Annotated in this window: 18 protein-coding genes; 9 read left to right on the top strand and 9 right to left on the bottom strand. The window is 70.7% G+C overall.

Annotation, left to right across the window (positions count from 1 at the left end; genetic code table 11):
- Nucleotides 1-26: 26 nt before the first annotated feature.
- The 6 genes from guaA to B7K23_RS01110 are packed head-to-tail and all read right to left on the bottom strand — an operon-like array spanning nt 27 to nt 4,966.
- Nucleotides 27-1,607, bottom strand: a complete 1,581-nt coding sequence (gene guaA, locus B7K23_RS01085; RefSeq protein WP_084124374.1) for a glutamine-hydrolyzing GMP synthase — start codon at nt 1,605-1,607, stop codon at nt 27-29.
- The gene (locus tag B7K23_RS01090) at nt 1,604-1,981 is read right to left on the bottom strand and encodes a DUF3817 domain-containing protein (RefSeq protein WP_143338031.1); all 378 of its coding nucleotides are present in this window, start codon (nt 1,979-1,981) and stop codon (nt 1,604-1,606) included. The genes guaA and B7K23_RS01090 overlap by 4 nt, the downstream gene beginning before the upstream one ends.
- The gene (locus B7K23_RS01095; protein ID WP_143338032.1) at nt 1,978-2,739 is read right to left on the bottom strand and encodes an SURF1 family protein; all 762 of its coding nucleotides are present in this window, start codon (nt 2,737-2,739) and stop codon (nt 1,978-1,980) included. The genes B7K23_RS01090 and B7K23_RS01095 overlap by 4 nt, the downstream gene beginning before the upstream one ends.
- Nucleotides 2,736-2,933 (bottom strand): diguanylate cyclase, encoded by a 198-nt coding sequence (locus B7K23_RS01100; RefSeq protein WP_084124377.1) that lies wholly within the window; start codon nt 2,931-2,933, stop codon nt 2,736-2,738. Before B7K23_RS01100 ends, B7K23_RS01095 begins: the two co-directional genes overlap by 4 nt.
- A complete protein-coding gene (locus B7K23_RS01105) occupies nt 2,899-3,891 on the bottom strand; it encodes a diguanylate cyclase (protein WP_084124379.1) in 993 nt (330 codons plus the stop codon). Before B7K23_RS01105 ends, B7K23_RS01100 begins: the two co-directional genes overlap by 35 nt.
- Nucleotides 3,884-4,966, bottom strand: coding sequence for a diguanylate cyclase (locus B7K23_RS01110; RefSeq protein ID WP_084124381.1), 1,083 nt, complete (start codon nt 4,964-4,966; stop codon nt 3,884-3,886). The genes B7K23_RS01105 and B7K23_RS01110 overlap by 8 nt, the downstream gene beginning before the upstream one ends.
- A 322-nt stretch (nt 4,967-5,288) precedes the next feature.
- Here B7K23_RS01110 and pta point away from each other — a divergent pair, with 322 nt between their 5' ends.
- From pta to B7K23_RS01125, 3 genes are all read left to right on the top strand, one after another.
- Nucleotides 5,289-7,358: a phosphate acetyltransferase gene (gene pta, locus B7K23_RS01115; protein WP_200809751.1), complete on the top strand. Its 2,070-nt coding sequence runs from the start codon at nt 5,289-5,291 to the stop codon at nt 7,356-7,358.
- An 8-nt stretch (nt 7,359-7,366) separates the two neighbouring features.
- A complete protein-coding gene (locus B7K23_RS01120) occupies nt 7,367-8,503 on the top strand; it encodes an acetate/propionate family kinase (protein WP_234996357.1) in 1,137 nt (378 codons plus the stop codon).
- 369 nt (nt 8,504-8,872) lie between these two features.
- Entirely contained in the window at nt 8,873-9,835 is a 963-nt protein-coding gene (locus B7K23_RS01125) for a zinc-binding dehydrogenase (protein ID WP_084124386.1), read from the top strand.
- A gap of 21 nt (nt 9,836-9,856) precedes the next feature.
- Here the strand turns inward: B7K23_RS01125 and B7K23_RS01130 are convergent, their stop codons facing one another.
- From B7K23_RS01130 to B7K23_RS01140, 3 genes are all read right to left on the bottom strand, one after another.
- Nucleotides 9,857-10,252 carry a hypothetical protein gene (locus B7K23_RS01130; protein WP_143338033.1) on the bottom strand — a complete coding sequence of 132 codons (396 nt, stop codon included), beginning with the start codon at nt 10,250-10,252 and terminating at the stop codon, nt 9,857-9,859.
- Between the two features lie 69 nt (nt 10,253-10,321).
- A complete protein-coding gene (locus tag B7K23_RS01135) occupies nt 10,322-10,993 on the bottom strand; it encodes a hypothetical protein (protein ID WP_084124389.1) in 672 nt (223 codons plus the stop codon).
- Complete coding sequence (locus B7K23_RS01140; RefSeq protein ID WP_062200814.1) at nt 10,990-11,376, bottom strand: DUF3054 domain-containing protein; 387 nt, start codon at nt 11,374-11,376, stop codon at nt 10,990-10,992. Before B7K23_RS01140 ends, B7K23_RS01135 begins: the two co-directional genes overlap by 4 nt.
- A gap of 66 nt (nt 11,377-11,442) precedes the next feature.
- Here B7K23_RS01140 and B7K23_RS01145 point away from each other — a divergent pair, with 66 nt between their 5' ends.
- The 6 genes from B7K23_RS01145 (at nt 11,443) to B7K23_RS01170 (ending at nt 19,743) form a co-directional block, all read left to right on the top strand.
- Nucleotides 11,443-13,299, top strand: coding sequence for an ABC-F family ATP-binding cassette domain-containing protein (locus B7K23_RS01145; protein WP_084124391.1), 1,857 nt, complete (start codon nt 11,443-11,445; stop codon nt 13,297-13,299).
- A gap of 9 nt (nt 13,300-13,308) precedes the next feature.
- The gene (locus B7K23_RS01150; RefSeq protein WP_143338034.1) at nt 13,309-13,590 is read left to right on the top strand and encodes a hypothetical protein; all 282 of its coding nucleotides are present in this window, start codon (nt 13,309-13,311) and stop codon (nt 13,588-13,590) included.
- A 102-nt stretch (nt 13,591-13,692) separates the two neighbouring features.
- A complete protein-coding gene (locus B7K23_RS01155; RefSeq protein WP_084124394.1) occupies nt 13,693-15,450 on the top strand; it encodes an ABC-F family ATP-binding cassette domain-containing protein in 1,758 nt (585 codons plus the stop codon).
- A 200-nt stretch (nt 15,451-15,650) separates the two neighbouring features.
- Nucleotides 15,651-18,107: a phosphoketolase gene (locus B7K23_RS01160; protein WP_084124396.1), complete on the top strand. Its 2,457-nt coding sequence runs from the start codon at nt 15,651-15,653 to the stop codon at nt 18,105-18,107.
- A 132-nt stretch (nt 18,108-18,239) separates the two neighbouring features.
- Nucleotides 18,240-18,530, top strand: a complete 291-nt coding sequence (locus B7K23_RS01165; protein ID WP_084124398.1) for a DUF4287 domain-containing protein — start codon at nt 18,240-18,242, stop codon at nt 18,528-18,530.
- A 40-nt stretch (nt 18,531-18,570) separates the two neighbouring features.
- A complete protein-coding gene (locus B7K23_RS01170) occupies nt 18,571-19,743 on the top strand; it encodes a glycerate kinase (protein ID WP_159451259.1) in 1,173 nt (390 codons plus the stop codon).
- The last annotated feature ends 191 nt before the right edge of the window (nt 19,744-19,934 follow it).

Raw genomic sequence — 19,934 nt, forward strand, 5'->3', positions numbered from 1 at the left:
AGCGGACGGCGCCCCTTCTCATGCGGCTACTCCCACTCGATGGTGCCCGGCGGCTTGCTCGTGACGTCGAGCGTGACGCGGTTGACCTCGGCCACCTCGTTGGTGATGCGGTTGGAGATGTGCGCGAGCACCTCGTAGGGCAGTCGCGACCAGTCGGCGGTCATCGCGTCCTCCGAGGACACGGGACGCAGGACGATCGGGTGGCCGTAGGTGCGGCCGTCTCCCTGGACGCCGACCGAGCGGACATCCGCGAGCAGCACCACGGGGCACTGCCAGATCTCCTGGTCCAGGCCCGCCTTCGTGAGCTCCTCGCGCGCAATCGCGTCGGCCGCGCGCAGGATCTCGAGGCGCTCCCACGTGACCTCGCCGATGATGCGGATGCCGAGGCCCGGGCCCGGGAAGGGCTGGCGGCCGACGATCTCCTCGGGGATGCCGAGCTCGCGTCCCACGGCGCGGACCTCGTCCTTGAACAGCGTGCGCAGCGGCTCGACGAGCGAGAACTGCAGGTCGTCGGGGAGGCCGCCCACGTTGTGATGGCTCTTGATGTTGGCCGCGCCCTCGCCGCCACCGGACTCGACGACGTCAGGGTAGAGCGTGCCCTGGACCAGGAACTCGACCTCCTCGCCGTGCGCGCCGGCCTCCTCGACCACCTGTCGCGCGGAGTCCTCGAACACGCGGATGAACTCGCGGCCGATGATCTTGCGCTTGGTCTCGGGGTCGGACACTCCCGCGAGGGCGCTCAGGAAGCGCTCCTTCTCATCGCGGATGATGAGGCGGACGCCGGTCGACGCGACGAAGTCCTTCTCGATCTGCTCGACCTCGCCCGCACGCATGAGCCCGTGGTCCACGTGGATGCACGTGAGCTGGTCGCCCACGGCCTTCTGCACGATGGCCGCGGCGACCGCGGAGTCCACGCCGCCGGACAGCGCGCAGATGACGCGCTTGTCGCCGACCTGCTCGCGGATGAGCGCGACCTGCTCGTCGATGACGTTGGCGCTGGTCCAGTCCGGGGTCAGCCCCGCGACCCGGTACAGGAAGTTCTCGATCGCGGCCTGGCCGAGCGGCGAGTGCTTGACCTCGGGATGCCACTGGACGCCGCACAGCTGGGCGTCGACGTTCTCGAACGCCGCGACGGGAGCGCCCTCCGTGGTCGCGAGCACGGTGAAGCCCTCGGGCGCCTCGTGGACCGAGTCGCCGTGGCTCATCCACACCTCCTGCGTGGAGGGGCTTCCCGAGAGCTGGGCTCCCGCCTCGCCGACGTGCGCCTGGGTGCGGCCGTACTCGCGCAGCCCGGTCTTCGCGACCGTGCCGCCGAGCGCCTTCGCCATGACCTGGAAGCCGTAGCAGATGCCCATGACGGGCACCCCTGCCGCGAACAGGGCGGCCTCGTCGTCCAGGTGGGGCGCGCCGTCCTCGTACACGGACGACGGGCCGCCCGAGAGGATCACCGCGGCGGGGTCCTTCTCGAGCATCCGCGCGACCGGCATGGTGTGCGGGACGATCTCTGAGTACACGCTCGCCTCGCGGACCCGTCGTGCGATCAGCTGCGCGTACTGCGCGCCGAAGTCGACGACCAGGACCGGGCGGTGCTGGGTGGGGTTGCTCACGGCTTCACACTACCGGCGACCTCGTGCGCGATGCGGCGCTCGGCGAAGAACGACAGCAGGGGGACGATGCCTCCCGCGGCCATGTAGATCAGGCACCCGAGGCCCCACCTCATGCGCATCCACAGCATCACGACGGTGACGAGGTACACGATGTAGATCCAGCCGTGGATGATCGCGACCGCGGAGAAGAAGGTGTCCACGGGACCCTCGTCCAGACCGATCGCAGGGATGTACCTCAGCAGGCCGACGAAGACCGTGAGCAGGAAGGTGCCGGTGATGATCGCCATCACCCGATAGCGCTTCAGGTCTCCTGCGAGGCGCGGGTCCACCCCCGCGTCGTCCTGGGGGCTGGGCTGCACGGCAGGCTCGGTCACGTGTCCTCCTGGGCTCCGGGGTCCTCGTCCTCGACGGGACGCACGCGCCCATTGTCACGCATCCAGCGCACCGCGACGAACGCCGCGAAGGCGCCGAAGATCCACCACTCGACCGCGTACGCGGCGTTGCGGAAGTTCGTCTCGCGCGTCGGCTCGAGCGGCTCGAGCGCCTCCCAGCCGTCGATGCCCTCGTACGAGACGAGCACGGCCGTGTAGAGGGGCGACGGCCACTCCTGCGCGAACACCGAGGTCGCGACGGACCCGGCGACAGTCGCGCCGACGGCCGAGCCGGCCGTCGCCGATGCCGACGACTCGGCCGCGCGCAGGTACCCCTCGAGCTCGACGTCACCCGAGGGCACGTCGACCGACGGCGCAGCGTCGGCGTCAGCCCATCCGACGATCACTGCGAGGGTCGCGGGCTCGCCCGTCCCCGTCGCATCCGCGTCGACGAGCAGGGCCCGCACGAGGAACTGAGCCGCCTGGCCGTCGACCTCGCGCCCGGTGACGACGAAGGGCTCGGCATCGGCCCACCGGCCGGTCACGGTGACCTGCCGACCGATCTCCGCGCCCGAGGCGTCGCCGGGCAGCACCACCTCGGCGAGCGGCACCGCAGGGTCGGGGACGACGGTCCGACCGGTCTCGTGCGCGCGGGTCCACTGCCACCATCCGAGCGCACCCGTGACGGTGACGGCGACGATCATGAGGGCCACGGCGGCGCTCAGCGCGCCCCACCGCAGGCGCCCGCGGGTCCCGCTCACGCGTCCCCGTCGCCGGACGGGATCGCGTCGGTGCGGGGGAGGTCGCGGTCGGAGTCGGCGGACAGGTCGCTGACGGCGCGGAGGCACAGGCGGTTGCGCCCCGTCGACTTCGCCTCGTAGAGCGCCTCGTCGGCTCGCTTGACCACGCGATGGCTCCTCTCATCGTCCCGGCCATCCGCCAGGCCGATAGACATCTGCACCTCGTGCGAATGCCCCGAGCAGGGTATCGCGTGGCCCGCCACGACCACGCGCGCGCTCCATCACCTGGGCGGCGTCGTCGAGGCTCGTCAGCGGCATCACGAACACGAACTCCTCGCCTCCCCAGCGGCCGATCATGTCCCCGGCCCTGAGGTGCTCGCGCAGCCGGTGCCCCACGACCGAGAGCACGACGTCGCCGCAGGAGTGCCCGAACGTGTCGTTGATCCGCTTGAAGTGGTCGAGGTCGGCGACCGCGACGCAGTACGCGCCGGCGCCCGGCGCCGAGAGCGAGTCCAGCAGCTCGAGGATGGGGCGACGGTTCGGGAGCCCGGTGAGCTCGTCGGTGTTCGCGAGGTGCTCCGAGCGAGCGGAGGACGCCGCGACTGCGCGCCACGCGGTGCTCGCCCTCGTGTGCGTCGCGAGCGACACGATGGTCGTGGCGAGAGCGGTGAAGATCGCGTTGGCCGTGAACAGGACGGACCTCTGCTCCGGTGTCACGCCGAAGCGGTCGACCTGGTCGGGGAGCGCGAACTGACAGAACACGAAGACGCCGACGCTGAGGACGCCGAATCCCCACCGCAGCGCGCGCTGCCGATCGGTGAACACGAGCACCGCGAGCGCCCCGCCCGCGATGAGGAACAGGTGGACGCCCGACTGCCAGCCCAGCACCCACGCGGACACCACGATCTGCACGATCGCGAGCACGAATATCGCGATGGATCCGAACAGCACGTGGCCGCGACGCACCATCGCGATCGACCCGAGCGCGCCGACGATGCCGAGGAAGTCCATGACCAGCAGGCCCCAGAGCACGTCGCGCCACAGCGACGTGACCATCACCGCGTAGAAGACATCGACCACCGCGACGAGCCCGAGGACGATCGTGACGGCGCGGGCAACCTGGCCCAGATAGTTCTCCTGGCCCTGGACCCACGGGAGGACGGGCTCAGCCACCCGAGAGGCTCCGGTCGCCCGCCACCTCCGGGAGCCGCCGGCGCGCGCGTTCGCGCAGGGTCACGCCTCGGACCATGTTGCGCCCCTCGCGCTTGGCCTCGTAAAGCTGGCCATCCGCGCGAGCGATGGCGACGTCGACGGACCCGGGCTGATCGACCCTGACGGCGCCGATCGAGATGGTGACGTGCTCGGTCTCGTCATCGACCGTGATGGAGCGCTCGGCCGCGGCGCGGGCCCTATCGAGCATCGTGAGCGCGTCGGGCAGCTGCGTCTGGATCATGACCACCAGGAACTCCTCGCCGCCCCAGCGAGCGATCGCGGCCGCGCGCGGAAGCGCGGCGCGGATGTCGGCGGCGACCTCGCTCAGCACCTCGTCGCCCACCTGGTGGCCGAGCCTGTCGTTGATCTGCTTGAAGTGATCGACGTCGGCGATCGCGAGCACGTAGTCGCCTGTGATCTCGGCGGACTGGAGCTCGGGCTCGATGCCGCGCCTGTTGTACAGGCCCGTGAGCGCGTCCGTCACGGCGAGCAGGTGCGCCTCCGACAGGAGCTCCTGGTTCCGCCGACGCTCGCGCTGGAGATAGCTGTTGTTGAAGAACCCCGTGAGGAACAGGAAGAAGGCGACGTTCGCGAGGTTGTAGGCCGCGGCGACCGAGAGCCACCACGCGGGCACGTCGACGCGCGGCTCGGCGAACGCGGGCACGGCCACGAGCACCGCTGCGGTGAGCAACCCGACCACCGAGAACAGCAGCCCCCAGCGCCACCGCGTCGGCACGAACACCACGTAGATCAGGCCGCCGAGCAGCAGCAGCTGAACCTCGAACAGCGACCCCGCGGAGAACAGCACCGACAGGTACAGGTACTGGATCAGCGGCAGCGCGATCCCGAGCAGGCTCGCAGCGGCGAGCCGTCCCCGCCCATTGAGGAAGACGGCCACGTACCAGCCGATGATCATCGCGAGATGAGACACCGCGGGCGAGAGCGTGAGGGGCCACGACCCGACGGCGATGAGGAGGACCAGCGGGGCGTTGGTGACGGTCGAGATGAGGAAGAAGTGGTTGGCACCCTGCACCATGCGCACGTGATTCGGAGGCACCCGGTCTGCTCCGCTGTCGCTCAGGCGCGCGAAGGACGCGGCCAGGCCACTCCACGCGCGCGCTAGCAACACGACTCACCCCTCAGTCCTCAGCCCCCAAAGGGGCGGGTCGGCGCTCGTGCGAGCCCTCGCGCCTTGCGAGCGATTCTAGGGTCCGCGACTGACACGTGGCCAGGACGCGTCGCGTACCTCACACGCGCAGCACACGGTTGACGTGTCAATTCGTACGAATCGTCCCTGAGCACGGAGAAAGTACTCCGCGACGCGTGAACAGTGCTGAACACGTGCCATGCTTGAAGTCGTGTCTAGATCCATCTACATCGCCTCGACCGAAGGCGACACTGGCAAGTCCACCATCGCTCTGGGCATCACTGCGATGCTCTCTCGCACCGTCGGCCGCGTGGGGATCTTCCGTCCCGTCGCGCGCGTCGCCGACGGCTCCGACTATGTCCTCCAGCTCCTCCTCGGCCACGACGGCATCGACCAGTCGTACGAGGAGTCCGTGGGCGTCACCTACGACGACGTGCACGCGAACCCCGACGTCGCCCTCGCGACGATCGTGCAGCGCTATCACGAGGTCGCGCGCAAGTCCGATGTCGTCGTGATCGTCGGCACCGACTACACCGACAAGTCGGCCGCGGCTGAGTTCGAGCTCAACGCGCGCATCGCCGCGAACCTCGGCGCCCCGGTCGCGCTGGTCGTGCGCGGCATGGACCGCACGCCCGCGGAGATCGCGCAGACGATCGACGGCGCACACAAGGAGATGGAGAACAACCACGCCCGTGTGGCCGCGGTGTTCGCCAATCGCTGCGACGCCGACGCGGTCCAGGAGATCGCCTCGCTCCTGCCCGACGGCCTGGTCGGCGGAGCGCTTCCGGAGGAGCCGCTGCTCGTCGCCCCCGCGCTCGCCTCGCTCATCGAGGCCGTGAACGGCACGGTCATCTCCGGCTCGCCCGAGCTGATGTCGCGCGAGGTGTCGACGATCGTCGTCGGCGCGATGAGCCCCGAGCACCTGCTCGGACGGCTCAAGGAGGGCGCGGTCGTCGTCACCCCTGGCGACCGCTCCGACGCGCTGCTCGCGATCCTCACCGCGCACGCCGCGGGCGGCTTCCCCGCGCTTTCCGGCGTGATCCTCAACGGCGGCTTCGAGCCCGCCGAGCCGATCCGCCGCCTCATCGACGGCCTCGGTTCGTCGCTCCCGATCGCGACCACCGACCTGGGCACCTACGACACCGCGAGCACCTGCTGGAACACCCGAGGCCGGCTCTCGCGCGACTCGCAGCTCAAGGTCGACACCGCGCTCGAGATGTTCGAGTCGCACGTCGACACCGAGGCCCTCGCGCGCCTGCTCGACGTCGCGAAGACCGACGTCGTCACCCCGCTCATGTTCGAGAACCGACTGCTCGACCGCGCGCGCGGCTCGATGCAGCACATCGTCCTGCCCGAGGGAGGCGACGACCGCATCCTGCGCGCCGCGTCGACCCTGCTGCGACGCAACGTCGTCGAGCTCACGATCCTCGGTGACGAGGCGGCGATCCGCGCCCGCGGCGCCGAGCTCGGCCTGGACCTCGACAAGGCGCGCATCATCTCCCCGCATGACGAGGAGTACGTGTCCCGCTACGCGGACAAGTACTACGAGATGCGCAAGCACAAGGGCGCCACGATGGACGTCGCCCGCGACCGCGTCCAGGACGTCAGCTACTTCGGCACGATGATGGTCCAGGAGGGCGACGCCGACGGCATGGTCTCCGGCGCCGCGCACACCACGGCCCACACCATCACGCCGTCGTTCCAGATCATCAAGACCGTCCCCGGCACGTCCGTCGTGTCGTCCGTGTTCCTGATGTGCCTGGCCGACCGCGTGCTCGTCTACGGCGACTGCGCCGTGAACCCCGACCCGACGGCCCCCGAGCTCGCGGACATCGCGATCTCGTCGGCCGCGACGGCCGAGCAGTTCGGCATCGCCCCGAAGATCGCGATGCTGTCCTACTCGACCGGTGAGTCCGGCAAGGGCTCCGACGTCGACAAGGTCCGCGAGGCGACCGCGATCGTCCGCGAGCGCCGCCCCGATCTCCTTGTCGAGGGCCCGATCCAGTACGACGCGGCCGTCGATCCGTCCGTCGCTGCGTCCAAGGCCCCGGGTTCCCCCGTGGCCGGACAGGCTACTGTTCTCGTGTTCCCGGACCTCAACACAGGCAACAACACCTACAAGGCGGTGCAGCGTTCCGCGGGTGCCGTGGCCATCGGCCCGGTCCTGCAGGGACTCCGCAAGCCCGTCAACGACCTGTCCAGGGGAGCCCTGGTGCAGGACATCGTCAACACGGTGGCCATCACGGCCATCCAGGCACAGCAGATCGACGCGGAAGGCTGATCAGAACAGTGGCAGTGAACTACGAGGGGATCGCTCTGGTCCTCAACTGCGGGTCCAGCTCGGTGAAGTACCAGGTGGTGGACACGACCAAGGAGGAGCCGCTGGCCTCCGGCATCGTGGAGCGAGTGACCGATCACGGTGTCGCGATCCACGAGATCATCGACGTGCTCGGCAAGCCCGACTCGGGCGTCGACCTCAGCGCGCTGACCGTCGTCGGTCACCGCGTGGTCCAGGGAGGCGAGGAGTTCTCCGCGCCGACCATCATCGACGACGAGGTGGAGCGCGGCATCGCGAAGCTCTCCGTCCTCGCGCCTCTGCACAACCCGGGCCACGTGGCCGGCATCTCGGCCGCGCGCGCCCAGTTCCCGAACATCCCGCACGTCGCGGTGTTCGACACGGCGTTCCACACAACGCTCTCGGAGGCGGCGTACACGTACCCGCTGGACCTGCGCGTCGCCAAGGAGCACGGGATCCGCAAGTACGGCTTCCACGGCACCTCGCACGGCTACGTGTCCCGCGAGTGCGCCGCGCTCATGGGCAAGGAGCCCAAGGACGTCAACATCATCACGCTGCACCTGGGCAACGGCGCGTCCGCCGATGCCGTCCAGGGCGGTCACGCGGTCGACACGTCGATGGGCCTCACCCCGCTCGACGGCCTCATGATGGGCTCGCGCACGGGCACCATCGACCCCGCGGTCGTGTTCCACCTGCACCGCGCGGCCGGCATGTCGATCGACGAGATCGACACGCTCTTCAACAAGCAGTCGGGCCTGCTCGGCATGTGCGGCTACTCGGACCTGCGCGACGTCCACAAGGCGATCGACGAGGGCAGCCACGACGCGCGCCTCGCGCTCGACGTGTACACCCGCCGCATCAAGGGCTACGTGGGCCAGTACTTCGCGCTCATGGGATCCGTCGACGCGATCGTGTTCACCGCGGGCGTCGGAGAGAACGACGACGTCGTGCGCCTCGAGTCGCTCCAGGGCCTCGAGGGTCTCGGCATCAAGATCGACGAGGAGAAGAACGCGGGCCGCAAGAAGCAGGCCACGCTCGTCTCCGCCGACGACTCGAAGGTGCAGATCTGGGTGATCCCGACCGACGAGGAGCGCGAGATCGCGACGCAGTCGATCGCGGCCGTCTCCTAAGACTCGGCAGACTCACGAAGGCCCGTCCCGCAAGGGGCGGGCCTTCGTCGTCCCCGGGCACCGCATTGTCCCCGGCCCTGACCCGGGCTGCCAGCCCCCCTCCACCCCCCGTGCAGGCGGTACGAAAACGTCCACCAGGTGACGCGAGGGGTCCCAGAACGACCATGAGTGTCCACTGGGAGACATCGATCGCGCCGGTGCGCGCCAGTGGACACTCATGGTCGTCTCGCGGCCGGAGCTGCACGCCAGTGGACGATTCTGTACCGCCCGCGGGGCAGGGGCCGGGCCAGGGACGATGCAGAGGCTGGGACCGCGGCACCCGGGACCTCTCGCGCGTCGCAGTGGCGCGCCCGGGCATAGGTTGGAATCATGCTCGCCGCCTACGCCGCCCGATTCAGCCCCGACGACCCTGCCTCCGCCCTCGACATCGGGGATCGCCCCGCTCCCGAGGCGCGCGAGAACTGGACCACCGTCGACGTGCGCGCCGCGAGCATCAACCACCACGACCTCTGGAGCCTCAAGGGCGTGGGGCTCACGGACCGCCAGCTGCCGATGATCCTCGGCTGCGACGCGGCGGGCGTCGCCCCGGACGGCAGCGAGGTCGTCGTCCATGGTGTGATCGGCGCGGACGGCCACGGCGTCGGCCCGCGCGAGCCGCGCAGCATCCTCTCCGAGCGCTACGACGGCACGCTCGCCGAGCAGGTCGCCGTGCCCACCGCGAACCTCATCCCCAAGCCCAAGGAGCTCAGCTTCGAGGAGGCGGCCTGCCTGCCCACGGCGTGGCTCACCGCGTACCGCATGCTGTTCCACGGCGCGGACCTCAAGCCGGGCGACTCGGTGCTGGTCCAGGGCGTGGGCGGAGGCGTCGCGAGCGCGGCGATCTCTCTCGGCGCCGCCGCGGGGCTCGAGGTCTTCGCGACTTCCCGCTCCGAGTGGAAGCGCGAGGCCGCGCTGAGCATGGGCGCCGTCGAGGCGGTCGAGCCCGGCGACCGGCTGCCGACCCGTGTCGACGCCGTGATCGAGACCGTGGGCCGCGCGACGTGGAAGCACTCGATCGCCTCAGTCAAGAACGGCGGCACGATCGCGATCGCCGGTCACACCACGGGCGACCCCGAGCCCGCGCTCCTGACGCGCGTGTTCTTCCACGAGCTGCGGATCCAGGGCGTGACCATGGGCACCCGCAAGGACCTCGCCGCGCTCATGAGCTTCCTGGTGCGCACCGGGCTGCGCCCGACCATCGACCGGGTGATTCCGCTCGCCGAGGCTCGCGCGGCGGTGGACCGCGTCGCCTCAGGCGACCACCTGGGGAAGGTCGTCGTCACCGTCGGGTGAGGCTCGCGGGGCGCGCCAGCCTCAGTCGGCGACGAACCACCGCTGCAGCGCCTCGACGACCTCCGGGTGACCGCTGCCGCTTCCGAAGCTCCCCCATGGGTCGGGGGCGGCTCCCCTGAGCCACGCGAGGACGTCGGCAGGGTCCGCGTGCCCTCCCGCGTCGAACGGCGCCAGTTGCTGCTTGTCAGCTGGAGCCCCGTGGGGCACGCGCCGCCATCCGACGCCGTCTTCCGTGTCGACGATGATCCAGGTGGATGCACACTCGAGCGAGATGCATGCGCAGATCGACAGCGCGTGCCGCGCGCGTCCCTCCCACTCGCCCGCGGGATGCCGCCTCGCCGCCGCATCGAGCAGCGCCTCGACCTCCGCGACCGCGGGGTCCCACACCGGCTCATGCTTCGGGCGCCATCTGAACATGACCACACGGTAGACCCGGCGCGCGCAGCCCGGAAGGACGCCGCACGCGTCCGCCCCGAGGGACGGCGGTCAGAGCGCGCGCAGCCAGTCGCGGATCATCTGCACGCCACCCATGGTCGCCGCGTCGCCGTGCTCGCGGGCTGCAGTCCGCAGGTCGGCAATGGAGAGCCCCCACGCGCGCAGGTCCGAGGTGTGCCCGATGAGCCAGCGCTCGATCGCCTCGGGATCGGCCTCGGGATGGAACTGCACCGCGAGCCACGGCCCGAGCGCGAAGGCCTGATGCGCGTTGGCCTCATTGCCGGCGAGCAGCGTCGCCCCGAACGGCAGGTCGAAGGTGTCGGCGTGCCAATGGAGCACCGGATTGCAGTCGAGCGCCCGGAGCGACGAGGCGCGGCCAGCCTCGGTCAGGTCCACGGTGCCGAAGCCGACCTCGCGGTTCCCCGGGTTGACGGCGGCGCCCGCCACGAGCGCCATGAGCTGCGCGCCGAGGCAGACGCCGATGGTCGGCCGGTCCCGCCTCGCCGACAGCACCTCGCGGACCGAGTCGAGCACGGGGTACGTCTCCGAGTCCCCCGCGTCGATCGGCGCGCCCAGCACGATGGCGACGTCAGCCGAGGCCGCCTCCGCCACATCGTCCACACCGACGTCGAGGTACCGGACCTCGTAGCCGTGTGCGAGGATCTCCGCCTCCCACGTGCCCAGGTCCTCGAACGCGACGAAGCGGACGACGTCGCACCTCATCCCTTGAGCCCCTTGCGCTTCGCGATGAAGCCGGAGATCACCCGCCACCCGACCAGGAAGGCCGCGAGGACGGTGCCGGCGACGATCACGAACGACACCTGCACGCCCTGACCGCTCGCGAGCCTCAGCAGCATCCCCCAGGCGACCGTCGAGCCCCACACCATGAGCCCCGTCGGCTTCCACGCGCACGGGGCCTTCCAGCCGCGCGCGAGGGCCCACCCGATCCCGGCACCGACCAGGAACGGCCATGCGGTCGTCGCCAGCCCGCTCCCCCACGGCCCGAGGATGCCCTCGTCGTGGCTCGCCCGTCCGATGGCCGAGAAGAGGATGATCGCGCCCGCGTCGAGCGCCGCGGCGCCGGCCGCCGCCTGCCTGATGTTCATGCTCGTCAGTCTGCCGCACGGGGCCCTCGGAACGGGTCATGGCGGAGCCCCGACTACCCTTGTCGGGTGGCTCATCTTCTTGGCGCGGAACACCTGCACATCGACTTCGGCACCGGTCCCGTCCTGGACGATGCGACCATCGGCCTCGAGGACGGGGACAGGATCGGCATCGTCGGCGCGAACGGCGCGGGCAAGTCGACGCTCATGAAGGCCCTCGCGGGACGCCAGGAGGCCCACGACGGCCGCGTGACCACCGCGCGCGGCACGACGCTCGGGGTCCTCGACCAGTCGGACAGCGTCGACCCCGACCTCACGGTGCTCGCGGCGATCGTCGGCGACGCGGACGAGCACGAGTGGGCCTCCGACCCCCGCATCCGCGACATCATGTCCGGACTGGTGCCCGACCTCGACGCGGACGCCCTCGTCGGCTCCCTCTCGGGCGGCCAGCAGCGCCGCGTCGCGCTCGCCAAGGTGCTCGTGGGCGATCACGACGTCGTGTTCCTCGACGAGCCGACCAACCACCTGGACGTCGACGGCGTCGTGTGGCTCGCCGAGCACCTCAAGCGGCGATGGGGAGCCAACCGCGGCGCCCTGCTCGTCGTGACCCACGACCGCTGGTTCCTCGACGAGGTCACGAACCGCACGTGGGAGGTCCATGACGGCATCGTCGAGTCGTACGAGGGCGGCTACGCGGCCTACGTGCTTCAGCGCGTGGAACGCGACCGCATCGCCGCGGCGACGGAGCAGAAGCGGCAGAACCTCATGCGCAAGGAACTCGCGTGGCTGCGTCGCGGGGCCCCGGCCCGCACCTCGAAGCCCAAGTTCCGCATCGACGCCGCGAACGCGCTCATCGAGGACGTGCCGCCGATCCGCGACTCGATCCAGCTGCACCGCATGGCCGCGTCGCGCCTGGGCAAGGACGTCGTCAACCTCATCTCCGCGGGCGTCACCTATGGGACCGGGGACGACGCCAAGGAGGTGCTCCACGAGGTCGACTGGAACATCGGCCCGGGCGAGCGCACCGGCATCCTCGGCGAGAACGGCGCAGGCAAGTCGACGCTCCTGAAGCTCATCACGGGCGAGCTCGAGCCCACCAAGGGCCGCGTGAAGCGCGGCATGACGGTGCGCGTCGCGACGCTGAGCCAGCAGCTCGCGGAGCTCGAGGAGCACGCCGAGGAGCGCGTCTCGGCGCTCGTGAAGCAGTACTCGTCGATCACGCTCTCGGACGGCAACGAGATGACGCCCACGCAACTCCTCGAGCGCCTGGGCTTCACGTCGATCCAGCTCAAGACGCAGGTCAAGCGCCTGTCCGGAGGCCAGCGCCGCCGCCTCCAGCTCCTCGTCGTGCTCCTGAGCGAGCCCAACGTGCTGGTCCTCGACGAGCCCACCAACGACCTCGACACCGACATGCTCGCCGCGCTCGAGGACCTGCTCGACTCGTGGCCCGGCACGCTGATCGTCGTGAGCCACGACCGCTACCTCATGGAGCGCGTCACCGACCAGCAGTACGCGGTGCTCGACGGCGGGCTGCGCCACCTCCCCGGAGGCGTGGAGGAGTACGTCCAGCTGCAGCGCGACCGCAAGGCCGGCTCGGGCGGCATCGGCACGTTCGGTCAGAGCGCGTCCGGCGCGGCCTCCGAGGCTTCGGGCGCCGCGGTCGTGGAGAGCGTCCTTGGCGCATCGTCGGCACCGCCCGCCCTTGAGGGCGCCGAGCGCCGCGCCGTCCAGAAGGAGCTCACCGCCGTCGAGCGCCGCATGGGCAAGATCACCGAGCTCACCGAGGGCGTGCACCACGAGATGCTCATGCACGATCAGACGGACTTCGCGGGGCTCGCGAAGCTCAGCAAGCGCATCACCGAGCTCGAGGACGAGAACGCCGAGCTCGAGGACAAGTGGCTCGACCTGTCGGAGCGGCTGGGCTAGATTCGCCGCATGAGACTCGCGAGGCCGGGATCGCTCCTGGCAGCCATGGGAAAGAGGGAGCGCGTCGCGTTCATCGCGGCGTTCGCCGCCTGGCTTGCATTGACGGCCTGGTCGCTCTCCACCGGGTCGCACCGCGCGGTGGTGCCGTCGCTGCTCCTCACGACCGTGCAGCTCGCCATACCTGCGTACGGGCTGATCCGCATGTGGCAGCTCCGCCACACGATGGGCGAGGCGCGGGAGACGGCCCGGCGCGCGCGACGGGCGTCACGAGATTCCGCTTCCCGCCCTTGACACGCCGGGCTAACCTGAACGGCGTGAAGCTGTAGCACCCATGCACGTCCCGCGCCCGAGGCGAAAGCCCGGCGGGAGCCGTCCCGACACCTCAGGACGCCCATGGCTACGCTCCACCCTTCTCTATCCGACTACGCCGCCCAACTGCGCCTCGACGGCGTCTCCTTCGCGTATCCCGATCGCCGGGTCCTCACCGACGTCTCGCTCACCGTCTCGGGCGGCGAGCGCGTCGGCCTGATCGGCGAGAACGGCTCGGGCAAGTCGACTCTGCTGCGCCTCGCGGCTGGCGCGCTGATCCCGGACGCGGGTGAGATCCGCGCGACCGCGCCGGGCGGTCGTGCGCCCAGCATCGGCCTGCTCCACCAGGAGCCGACGTTCGTGGACGATGCAACGGTCGCCGAGGCGCTCGAGCTCGCCGTCGCACGGGCCCGGGAGGCCGCGAGCGCAGTGGACGCCCTGGGCGCGGAGATGGCCGCGCGCCCGGACGATGCGGGGGTCGCGACCGACTTCGCCGACGCCTTGGACGCGGCCGAGCGCCTCGAGGCGTGGACCATCGACGCCCGGATCGGGACGATGCTGTCGGGGCTGGGCCTCGCGGGACTCGATCGCGAGCGCCCCACCGGGCAGCTGTCGGGAGGTCAGCGCTCGCGCCTGTCGCTCGCCTGGCTGCTGCTGTCTGCGCCGGACGTGCTCCTACTCGACGAGCCGACGAACCACCTGGACGACGCGGCGGCCGCCCACCTGGCGAGCGTCCTGAGCGCATGGCGCGGGCCCGTCGTGCTGGCGAGCCACGATCGCGCGTTCCTGGACGAGGTCGCGACGGTCCTCGTCGACCTGGACCCCTCGCCCGTCCCCCATGCGGTCGCGAGCGCCGTGGACGACGGCGGACCCGGCTCGGGGGTCGGCGTCACGCGCTTCGGTGGCTCCTTCACGGAGTACCTGGCGGAGCGGGCGAGCGCCCGGGAGCGCTGGGAGCGCCGGTACCGCGACGAGCAGGCCGAGCTGGGGCGCCTGCGTGCCGGGGTGCGCGACAGCCACCAGGTGGGTCACACGGATTGGAAGCCCCGCACCGAGGGCCGAGCGGCGCAGAAGTTCTACGCCGACCGCAACGCGACCGTGGTGGCACGGCGCGTGAACGACGCCCGCTCGCGCCTCGAGGACCTCGAGGAGCGGCAGACAGTCAAGCCCCCGGCGCCACTCGCCTTCGGCGGGCTCGCGGCAGGGACGATGCGGCGACGGGCGACCTCGACAACCGGCCCGGCGGTCATCGCGTCGGGCCTCGCGGTCGACGGCAGGCTCGTCCCCGTGTCACTCGCAGTCGCACCGGGCGAGCACCTGCTGATCACGGGCGCCAACGGCTCGGGCAAGTCGACGCTCCTGGCAGTCCTCGCGGGGCTCCTCTCCCCGACCCACGGCGGCTTCGGCATCGGGCCAGGGCTGAGCGTCGGACTGCTGTCCCAGGACCCCCGCATCGGCGACCCGAGAGACCGAGGACCCGGCCTCACCGCCCGCCAGGCGTACGCCGACGCGACCGAGCGCGGCGTCGCCGCAGGCCGCCGCATCGTCCCCCACCGCAGCATCGTCCCGATGTCCACGTTCGGGCTGATCCACGGCCGCGACGAGAACCGACCCGTCTCCTCGCTGAGCGTCGGCCAGCAGCGCCGGCTGGCGCTCGCGATCCTGCTCGCCGATCCGCCGGATGTGCTGCTGCTCGACGAGCCGACCAACCACCTGTCGCTCGCGCTCGTCACCGCGCTCGAGGAGGCGATCCCCACCTACCCCGGCACCGTCGTGGTGGCCTCGCACGACCGCTGGCTGCGCCGACGATGGAACGGCCGAGCGCTGCGGCTCGGCGGCTGAGCGAAGGCTAGCTCGGACGGGCGCGAGGCGCGCGCCGCGCCCCCGGGTCGCGACGGTTCGGAACCTGGCAACCACCCGGCGCGAATCGGGACCTAGGTCGGGGCGCCGCCGCGAGAATCGGCCGAGTTCTGGGACCTTCGCCGCGCGATGTGAACGCTCACCATGACATTCTGAAGACACCGTCTAACCGGAGGACAGCGATGACGCAGAACCCCTGGTCGCACCGTGCGACTGACGCAGCAACCGCCGAAGAGGTCGAGGGAATCGACCGCTGGTGGCGTGCCGCCAACTACATGAGCGTTGGCCAGATCTACCTGCTCGACAACCCCCTGCTCCGTGAGCCGCTTCACCGCGACCACGTGAAGAAGCGCCTTGTCGGACACTGGGGCACGACCCCCGGCCTGAACTTCATCTACTCGCACCTGAACCGCATGATCAAGTCGCGCCAGCAGCCGACCATGTACATCATCGGTCCGGGCCACGGTGGCCCCGGCCTCGTCGCCGCGAGCTACCTCGAGGGCACCTACAACGAGACCTACCCGGAGATCTCCGAAGACGAGCGCGGCCTGCAGCGCCTGTTCAAGCAGTTCTCGTTCCCGGGCGGCATCCCGTCGCACGTCGCGCCCGAGACCCCTGGCTCGATCCACGAGGGCGGCGAGCTCGGCTACGCGCTGAGCCACGCCTACGGCGCCGCGTTCGACAACCCCGACCTGCTGGTCGCCGCGGTCGTCGGTGACGGCGAGGCGGAGACCGGCCCGCTGGCCACCTCGTGGCACTCGAACAAGTTCATCAACCCCGCCACCGACGGCGTCGTCCTGCCGATCCTGCACCTCAACGGGTACAAGATCGCGAACCCGACGGTCCTCGCGCGCATCTCCGAGGAGGAGCTCGTCGACCTGATGAAGGGCTACGGCCACAAGCCGCACGTCTTCACCGCGGGCTTCGATGAGGAGTCGCCGGCCGAGTTCCACGCGCGCTTCGCCGCCGTGCTCGACGACGTCATGGACGAGATCGCCGCGATCAAGGCCGAGGCCAAGGCGAACCCGAACATGGACCGCCCGATGTGGCCCATGATCGTGCTGCGCACCCCCAAGGGCTGGACCTGCCCGCCGGAGATCGACGGCAAGCGCACCGAGAACTCGTGGCGCGCGCACCAGGTGCCGCTGTCGAACGCTCGCGACACCGACGACCACCTGCACACGCTCGAGAACTGGCTCAAGTCCTACGGGCCCGAGGAGCTGTTCGACGACAACGGCGAGGTCTACCCGGACGTCCTCACGACCGTCCCCGAGGGCGAGCTGCGCATGTCGGCCCGTCCCGAGGCCAACGGCGGCCTGCTCATGCAGGACCTCGTGATGCCGGACTATCGCGACTACGCGGTCGACGTGCCCGCCCCGGGCGCCGCGATCGGCGAGGCGACCCGCACGCTCGGTGACTTCCTCAAGGGCGTCATGGAGAACAACCCGAACAACTTCCGCGTCTTCGCGCCCGATGAGCTCGCCTCGAACCGCATCCAGGCGGTCCTCGACGTGACCCAGAAGGTCTGGAACGCGGACATCGACCCGGACGACGGCCCCATGGGCCACGAGGGTCGCGTCGTGGAGATGCTCTCCGAGCACCAGTGCCAGGGCTGGCTCGAGGCCTACAACCTCACCGGCCGCCACGGCCTGTTCACCTCGTACGAGGCGTTCATCCACATCGTCGACTCGATGTTCAACCAGCACGCCAAGTGGCTCAAGGTCGCCCACGAGCTGCCGTGGCGTCGGCCGATCCCGTCGCTCAACTACCTGCTGTCGAGCCACGTGTGGCGCCAGGACCACAACGGCTTCTCGCACCAGGACCCGGGCTTCATCGACCACGTCGTGAACAAGAAGGCCGAGGTCGTCCGCGTCTACCTGCCCGCCGACGCGAACACCCTGCTCGCGACGTACGACCAGTGCCTGCGCTCGCGCGACAAGGTCAACGTCGTCGTCGCCGGCAAGCAGCCCCAGGCCCAGTGGCTCACGATCGAGGAGGCGGAGAACCACTTCGCCCGCGGCGCCGGCATCTGGGAGTTCGCCTCCAACGTGCCGCTCGGCGAGGAGCCCGATGTCGTCATGTGCGGCATCGGCGACGTGCCGACCATGGAGGTCCTCGCGGCGATCGACATCATCCGCGAGGAGCTGCCGGAGCTCAAGGTCCGCATGGTCAACGTCGTGGACCTCATGAAGCTGCAGCCGGAGAAGGAGCACCCGCACGGCCTCTCGGACCGCGAGTTCGACCAGCTGTTCACGACCGACAAGCCTGTGATCATGAACTACCACGGCTACCCGTGGCTCATCCACCGCCTCACCTACCGCCGCAACGGCCACGCGAACCTGCACGTCCGCGGCTTCAAGGAGGAGGGCACCACCACCTCGCCGTTCGACATGGCGATGGTCAACGACATCGACCGGTACCACCTGGTCATGGATGTCATCGACCGCGTCCCGGGTCTCGGCACGCGCGCCGCCGCCCTGCGCCAGAAGCTGCAGGACAAGCGCTTCGAGGCGCAGCGCTTCGCGTACGAGACCGGCGCCGACCTTCCCGAGGTCGCCGAGTGGGTCTGGTCCGGCGCGGGCACCGAGGTGCAGGCGCAGCTGTCGGGTGCGCTCGCGACCGACGGTGACAACGAGTAGGCGCTCCTTCGCCTGACTCTTCCGAGGGCCCGCATCCCCGCCTGGGGTGCGGGCCCTCGTCGCGTCGCGGGCGCACGGGGCGCGCTCTACGATCGAGGGACGCGCCGTCCGCGCGCGACCCCGGAGGTCCCCATGTCGTTCCAGGCCTATCTCGACGCGATCGAGGCGAAGACGGGCCTCACGCCCCGCGCGCTCCTCGCGCTCGCGCGCGAGCGCGGCTTCGATGAGTCGACCAAGGCGACGCCGATCCTCGCGTGGCTCGCGGAGGACTATGGGCTCGGCCGCGGTCACGGCATGGCGATGGTCCACGTGATCACCAAGGGCCCCACCATCAGCGGCAAGCACGTCGGCTCGGGCACCGCGCACTCCGATCCCAGCGATGTCCTGTGGCTCGACGGCAAGGACTCGAACCCGCACCGGTGAAACGGGCGTCCTCGCGCATCGTCGGGCATCCTGGGGTGTCATGAACCATGTCGTCATCGAGACGTCGCGCGACCGGCCGCGCATCGTCGTCGCGATGGACTCCTTCAAGGGATCGGTGACGAGCGCCGAGGCCAACGGGGCCGTCCGCGCTGGCGCGCTGCGGGCCGCACCCGAAGCCTCCGTGACTGCCGTGGCCGTCGCGGACGGCGGCGAGGGCACCCTCGCGGCACTCGCGGCCTCGGGACGGACGAGATCAGCGGACGCGGTGGACCTCCTCGGTCGCCACACCGAGGCGCCGTACGTCGCACTGGACGACGCCGTCGCGGTCGAGTCGGCGTCGACGGTCGGCCTCACTCTGTTGGATGAGCCCTCCCCCGAGACCGCCCGGCGCGCGCACTCGTTCGGCCTGGGGCTCCAGGTGCGGCGCGCGGCGCTCGCGACGGACGCCCACCGCGTGCTCATCGGACTCGGAGGCACGGGCACCACCGACGGCGGGATCGGGATGCTGCTCGCGCTCGGAGCAAGGATCCGCACCGCCGACGGAGCGACGCTGGAGGGGACCGCTGAGATCCCGTCAGGCAACCCCCTGCTCCTGCGGCCGGTCCAGGTCGACCTTCCGCGCCCCAGGGCGCTGCTGCTCGGCCTCTCCGACGTCTCCACGCCGCTGCTGGGCCCCCGCGGTGCGGCGCGTCTCTTCGGTCCGCAGAAAGGCGCGGACGCCGCGCTCGTCGAGGAGCTCGAGCGCGCGATGAAGGGGTGGGCTGCTGCGCTCGCTTGCGCGGGAGCGGACGTCGCCAGCTCCCCGGGCGCGGGGGCCGCCGGCGGGCTCGGAGCCGCGGTGCTGGCCCTCGGGGGCGAGCTCACCCCAGGGCTCGACCGAGTGTTCGCGGAGACCGGGGCGGGTGCGGCGCTCGCCGAGGCCGACCTTGTGATCACGGGCGAGGGATGCCTCGACGCGCAGACCGCTGAGGGCAAGGCCACCGCAGCGATCGCGCGCCTGGCCGCGCGTGGGCGCGGCGACGGCGGGGCACGGGTCGTCGCGCTCGCGGGGAGCGTCGCCGCCGAGCCCCACACGCTCGCCGGAATCGGGCTCGCCGACGCGATCGCGATCCACGAGCAGGGGCTCCCCCTGGCTCGGGCGATGGACCGAGCGACGACGCTCGCCGCACTCGAGCGAGCGGCCACGCGCGCGGTCGCCGCGCACCTCGTCTGACACCCGCCACGCCTGACACACATCACCGCTCCGCCGCACCACATCGCGGCCGCGCGCCGTGCGCCGCGCACGCCTCGCCCCGTGCGGGGCAAGCACGCCTCACCCCGCGCATCCGCTCAGGTCAAGTGAACATGTGCGAAATAGTGACCAAAGTCCCCTCGATGCACGAGTCACGTGTGCCACAACGCTCA

The organism is Demequina sp. NBRC 110054 (assembly GCF_002090115.1).
Lineage (GTDB): Bacteria > Actinomycetota > Actinomycetes > Actinomycetales > Demequinaceae > Demequina.

Excerpts from the sequence above, each read along its gene's own strand:
- B7K23_RS01100 (WP_084124377.1), bottom strand. The coding sequence starts at position 2,933 with ATGTCTATCGGCCTGGCGGATGGCCGGGACGATGAGAGGAGCCATCGC.
- B7K23_RS01110 (WP_084124381.1), bottom strand. The coding sequence starts at position 4,966 with ATGGTGCAGGGTGCCAACCACTTCTTCCTCATCTCGACCGTCACCAAC.
- B7K23_RS01125 (WP_084124386.1), top strand. The coding sequence starts at position 8,873 with ATGCTCGCCGCCTACGCCGCCCGATTCAGCCCCGACGACCCTGCCTCC.
- B7K23_RS01130 (WP_143338033.1), bottom strand. The coding sequence starts at position 10,252 with ATGTTCAGATGGCGCCCGAAGCATGAGCCGGTGTGGGACCCCGCGGTC.
- B7K23_RS01135 (WP_084124389.1), bottom strand. The coding sequence starts at position 10,993 with ATGAGGTGCGACGTCGTCCGCTTCGTCGCGTTCGAGGACCTGGGCACG.
- B7K23_RS01140 (WP_062200814.1), bottom strand. The coding sequence starts at position 11,376 with ATGAACATCAGGCAGGCGGCGGCCGGCGCCGCGGCGCTCGACGCGGGC.
- B7K23_RS01150 (WP_143338034.1), top strand. The coding sequence starts at position 13,309 with ATGAGACTCGCGAGGCCGGGATCGCTCCTGGCAGCCATGGGAAAGAGG.
- B7K23_RS01155 (WP_084124394.1), top strand. The coding sequence starts at position 13,693 with ATGGCTACGCTCCACCCTTCTCTATCCGACTACGCCGCCCAACTGCGC.
- B7K23_RS01160 (WP_084124396.1), top strand. The coding sequence starts at position 15,651 with ATGACGCAGAACCCCTGGTCGCACCGTGCGACTGACGCAGCAACCGCC.
- B7K23_RS01165 (WP_084124398.1), top strand. The coding sequence starts at position 18,240 with ATGTCGTTCCAGGCCTATCTCGACGCGATCGAGGCGAAGACGGGCCTC.
- B7K23_RS01170 (WP_159451259.1), top strand. The coding sequence starts at position 18,571 with ATGAACCATGTCGTCATCGAGACGTCGCGCGACCGGCCGCGCATCGTC.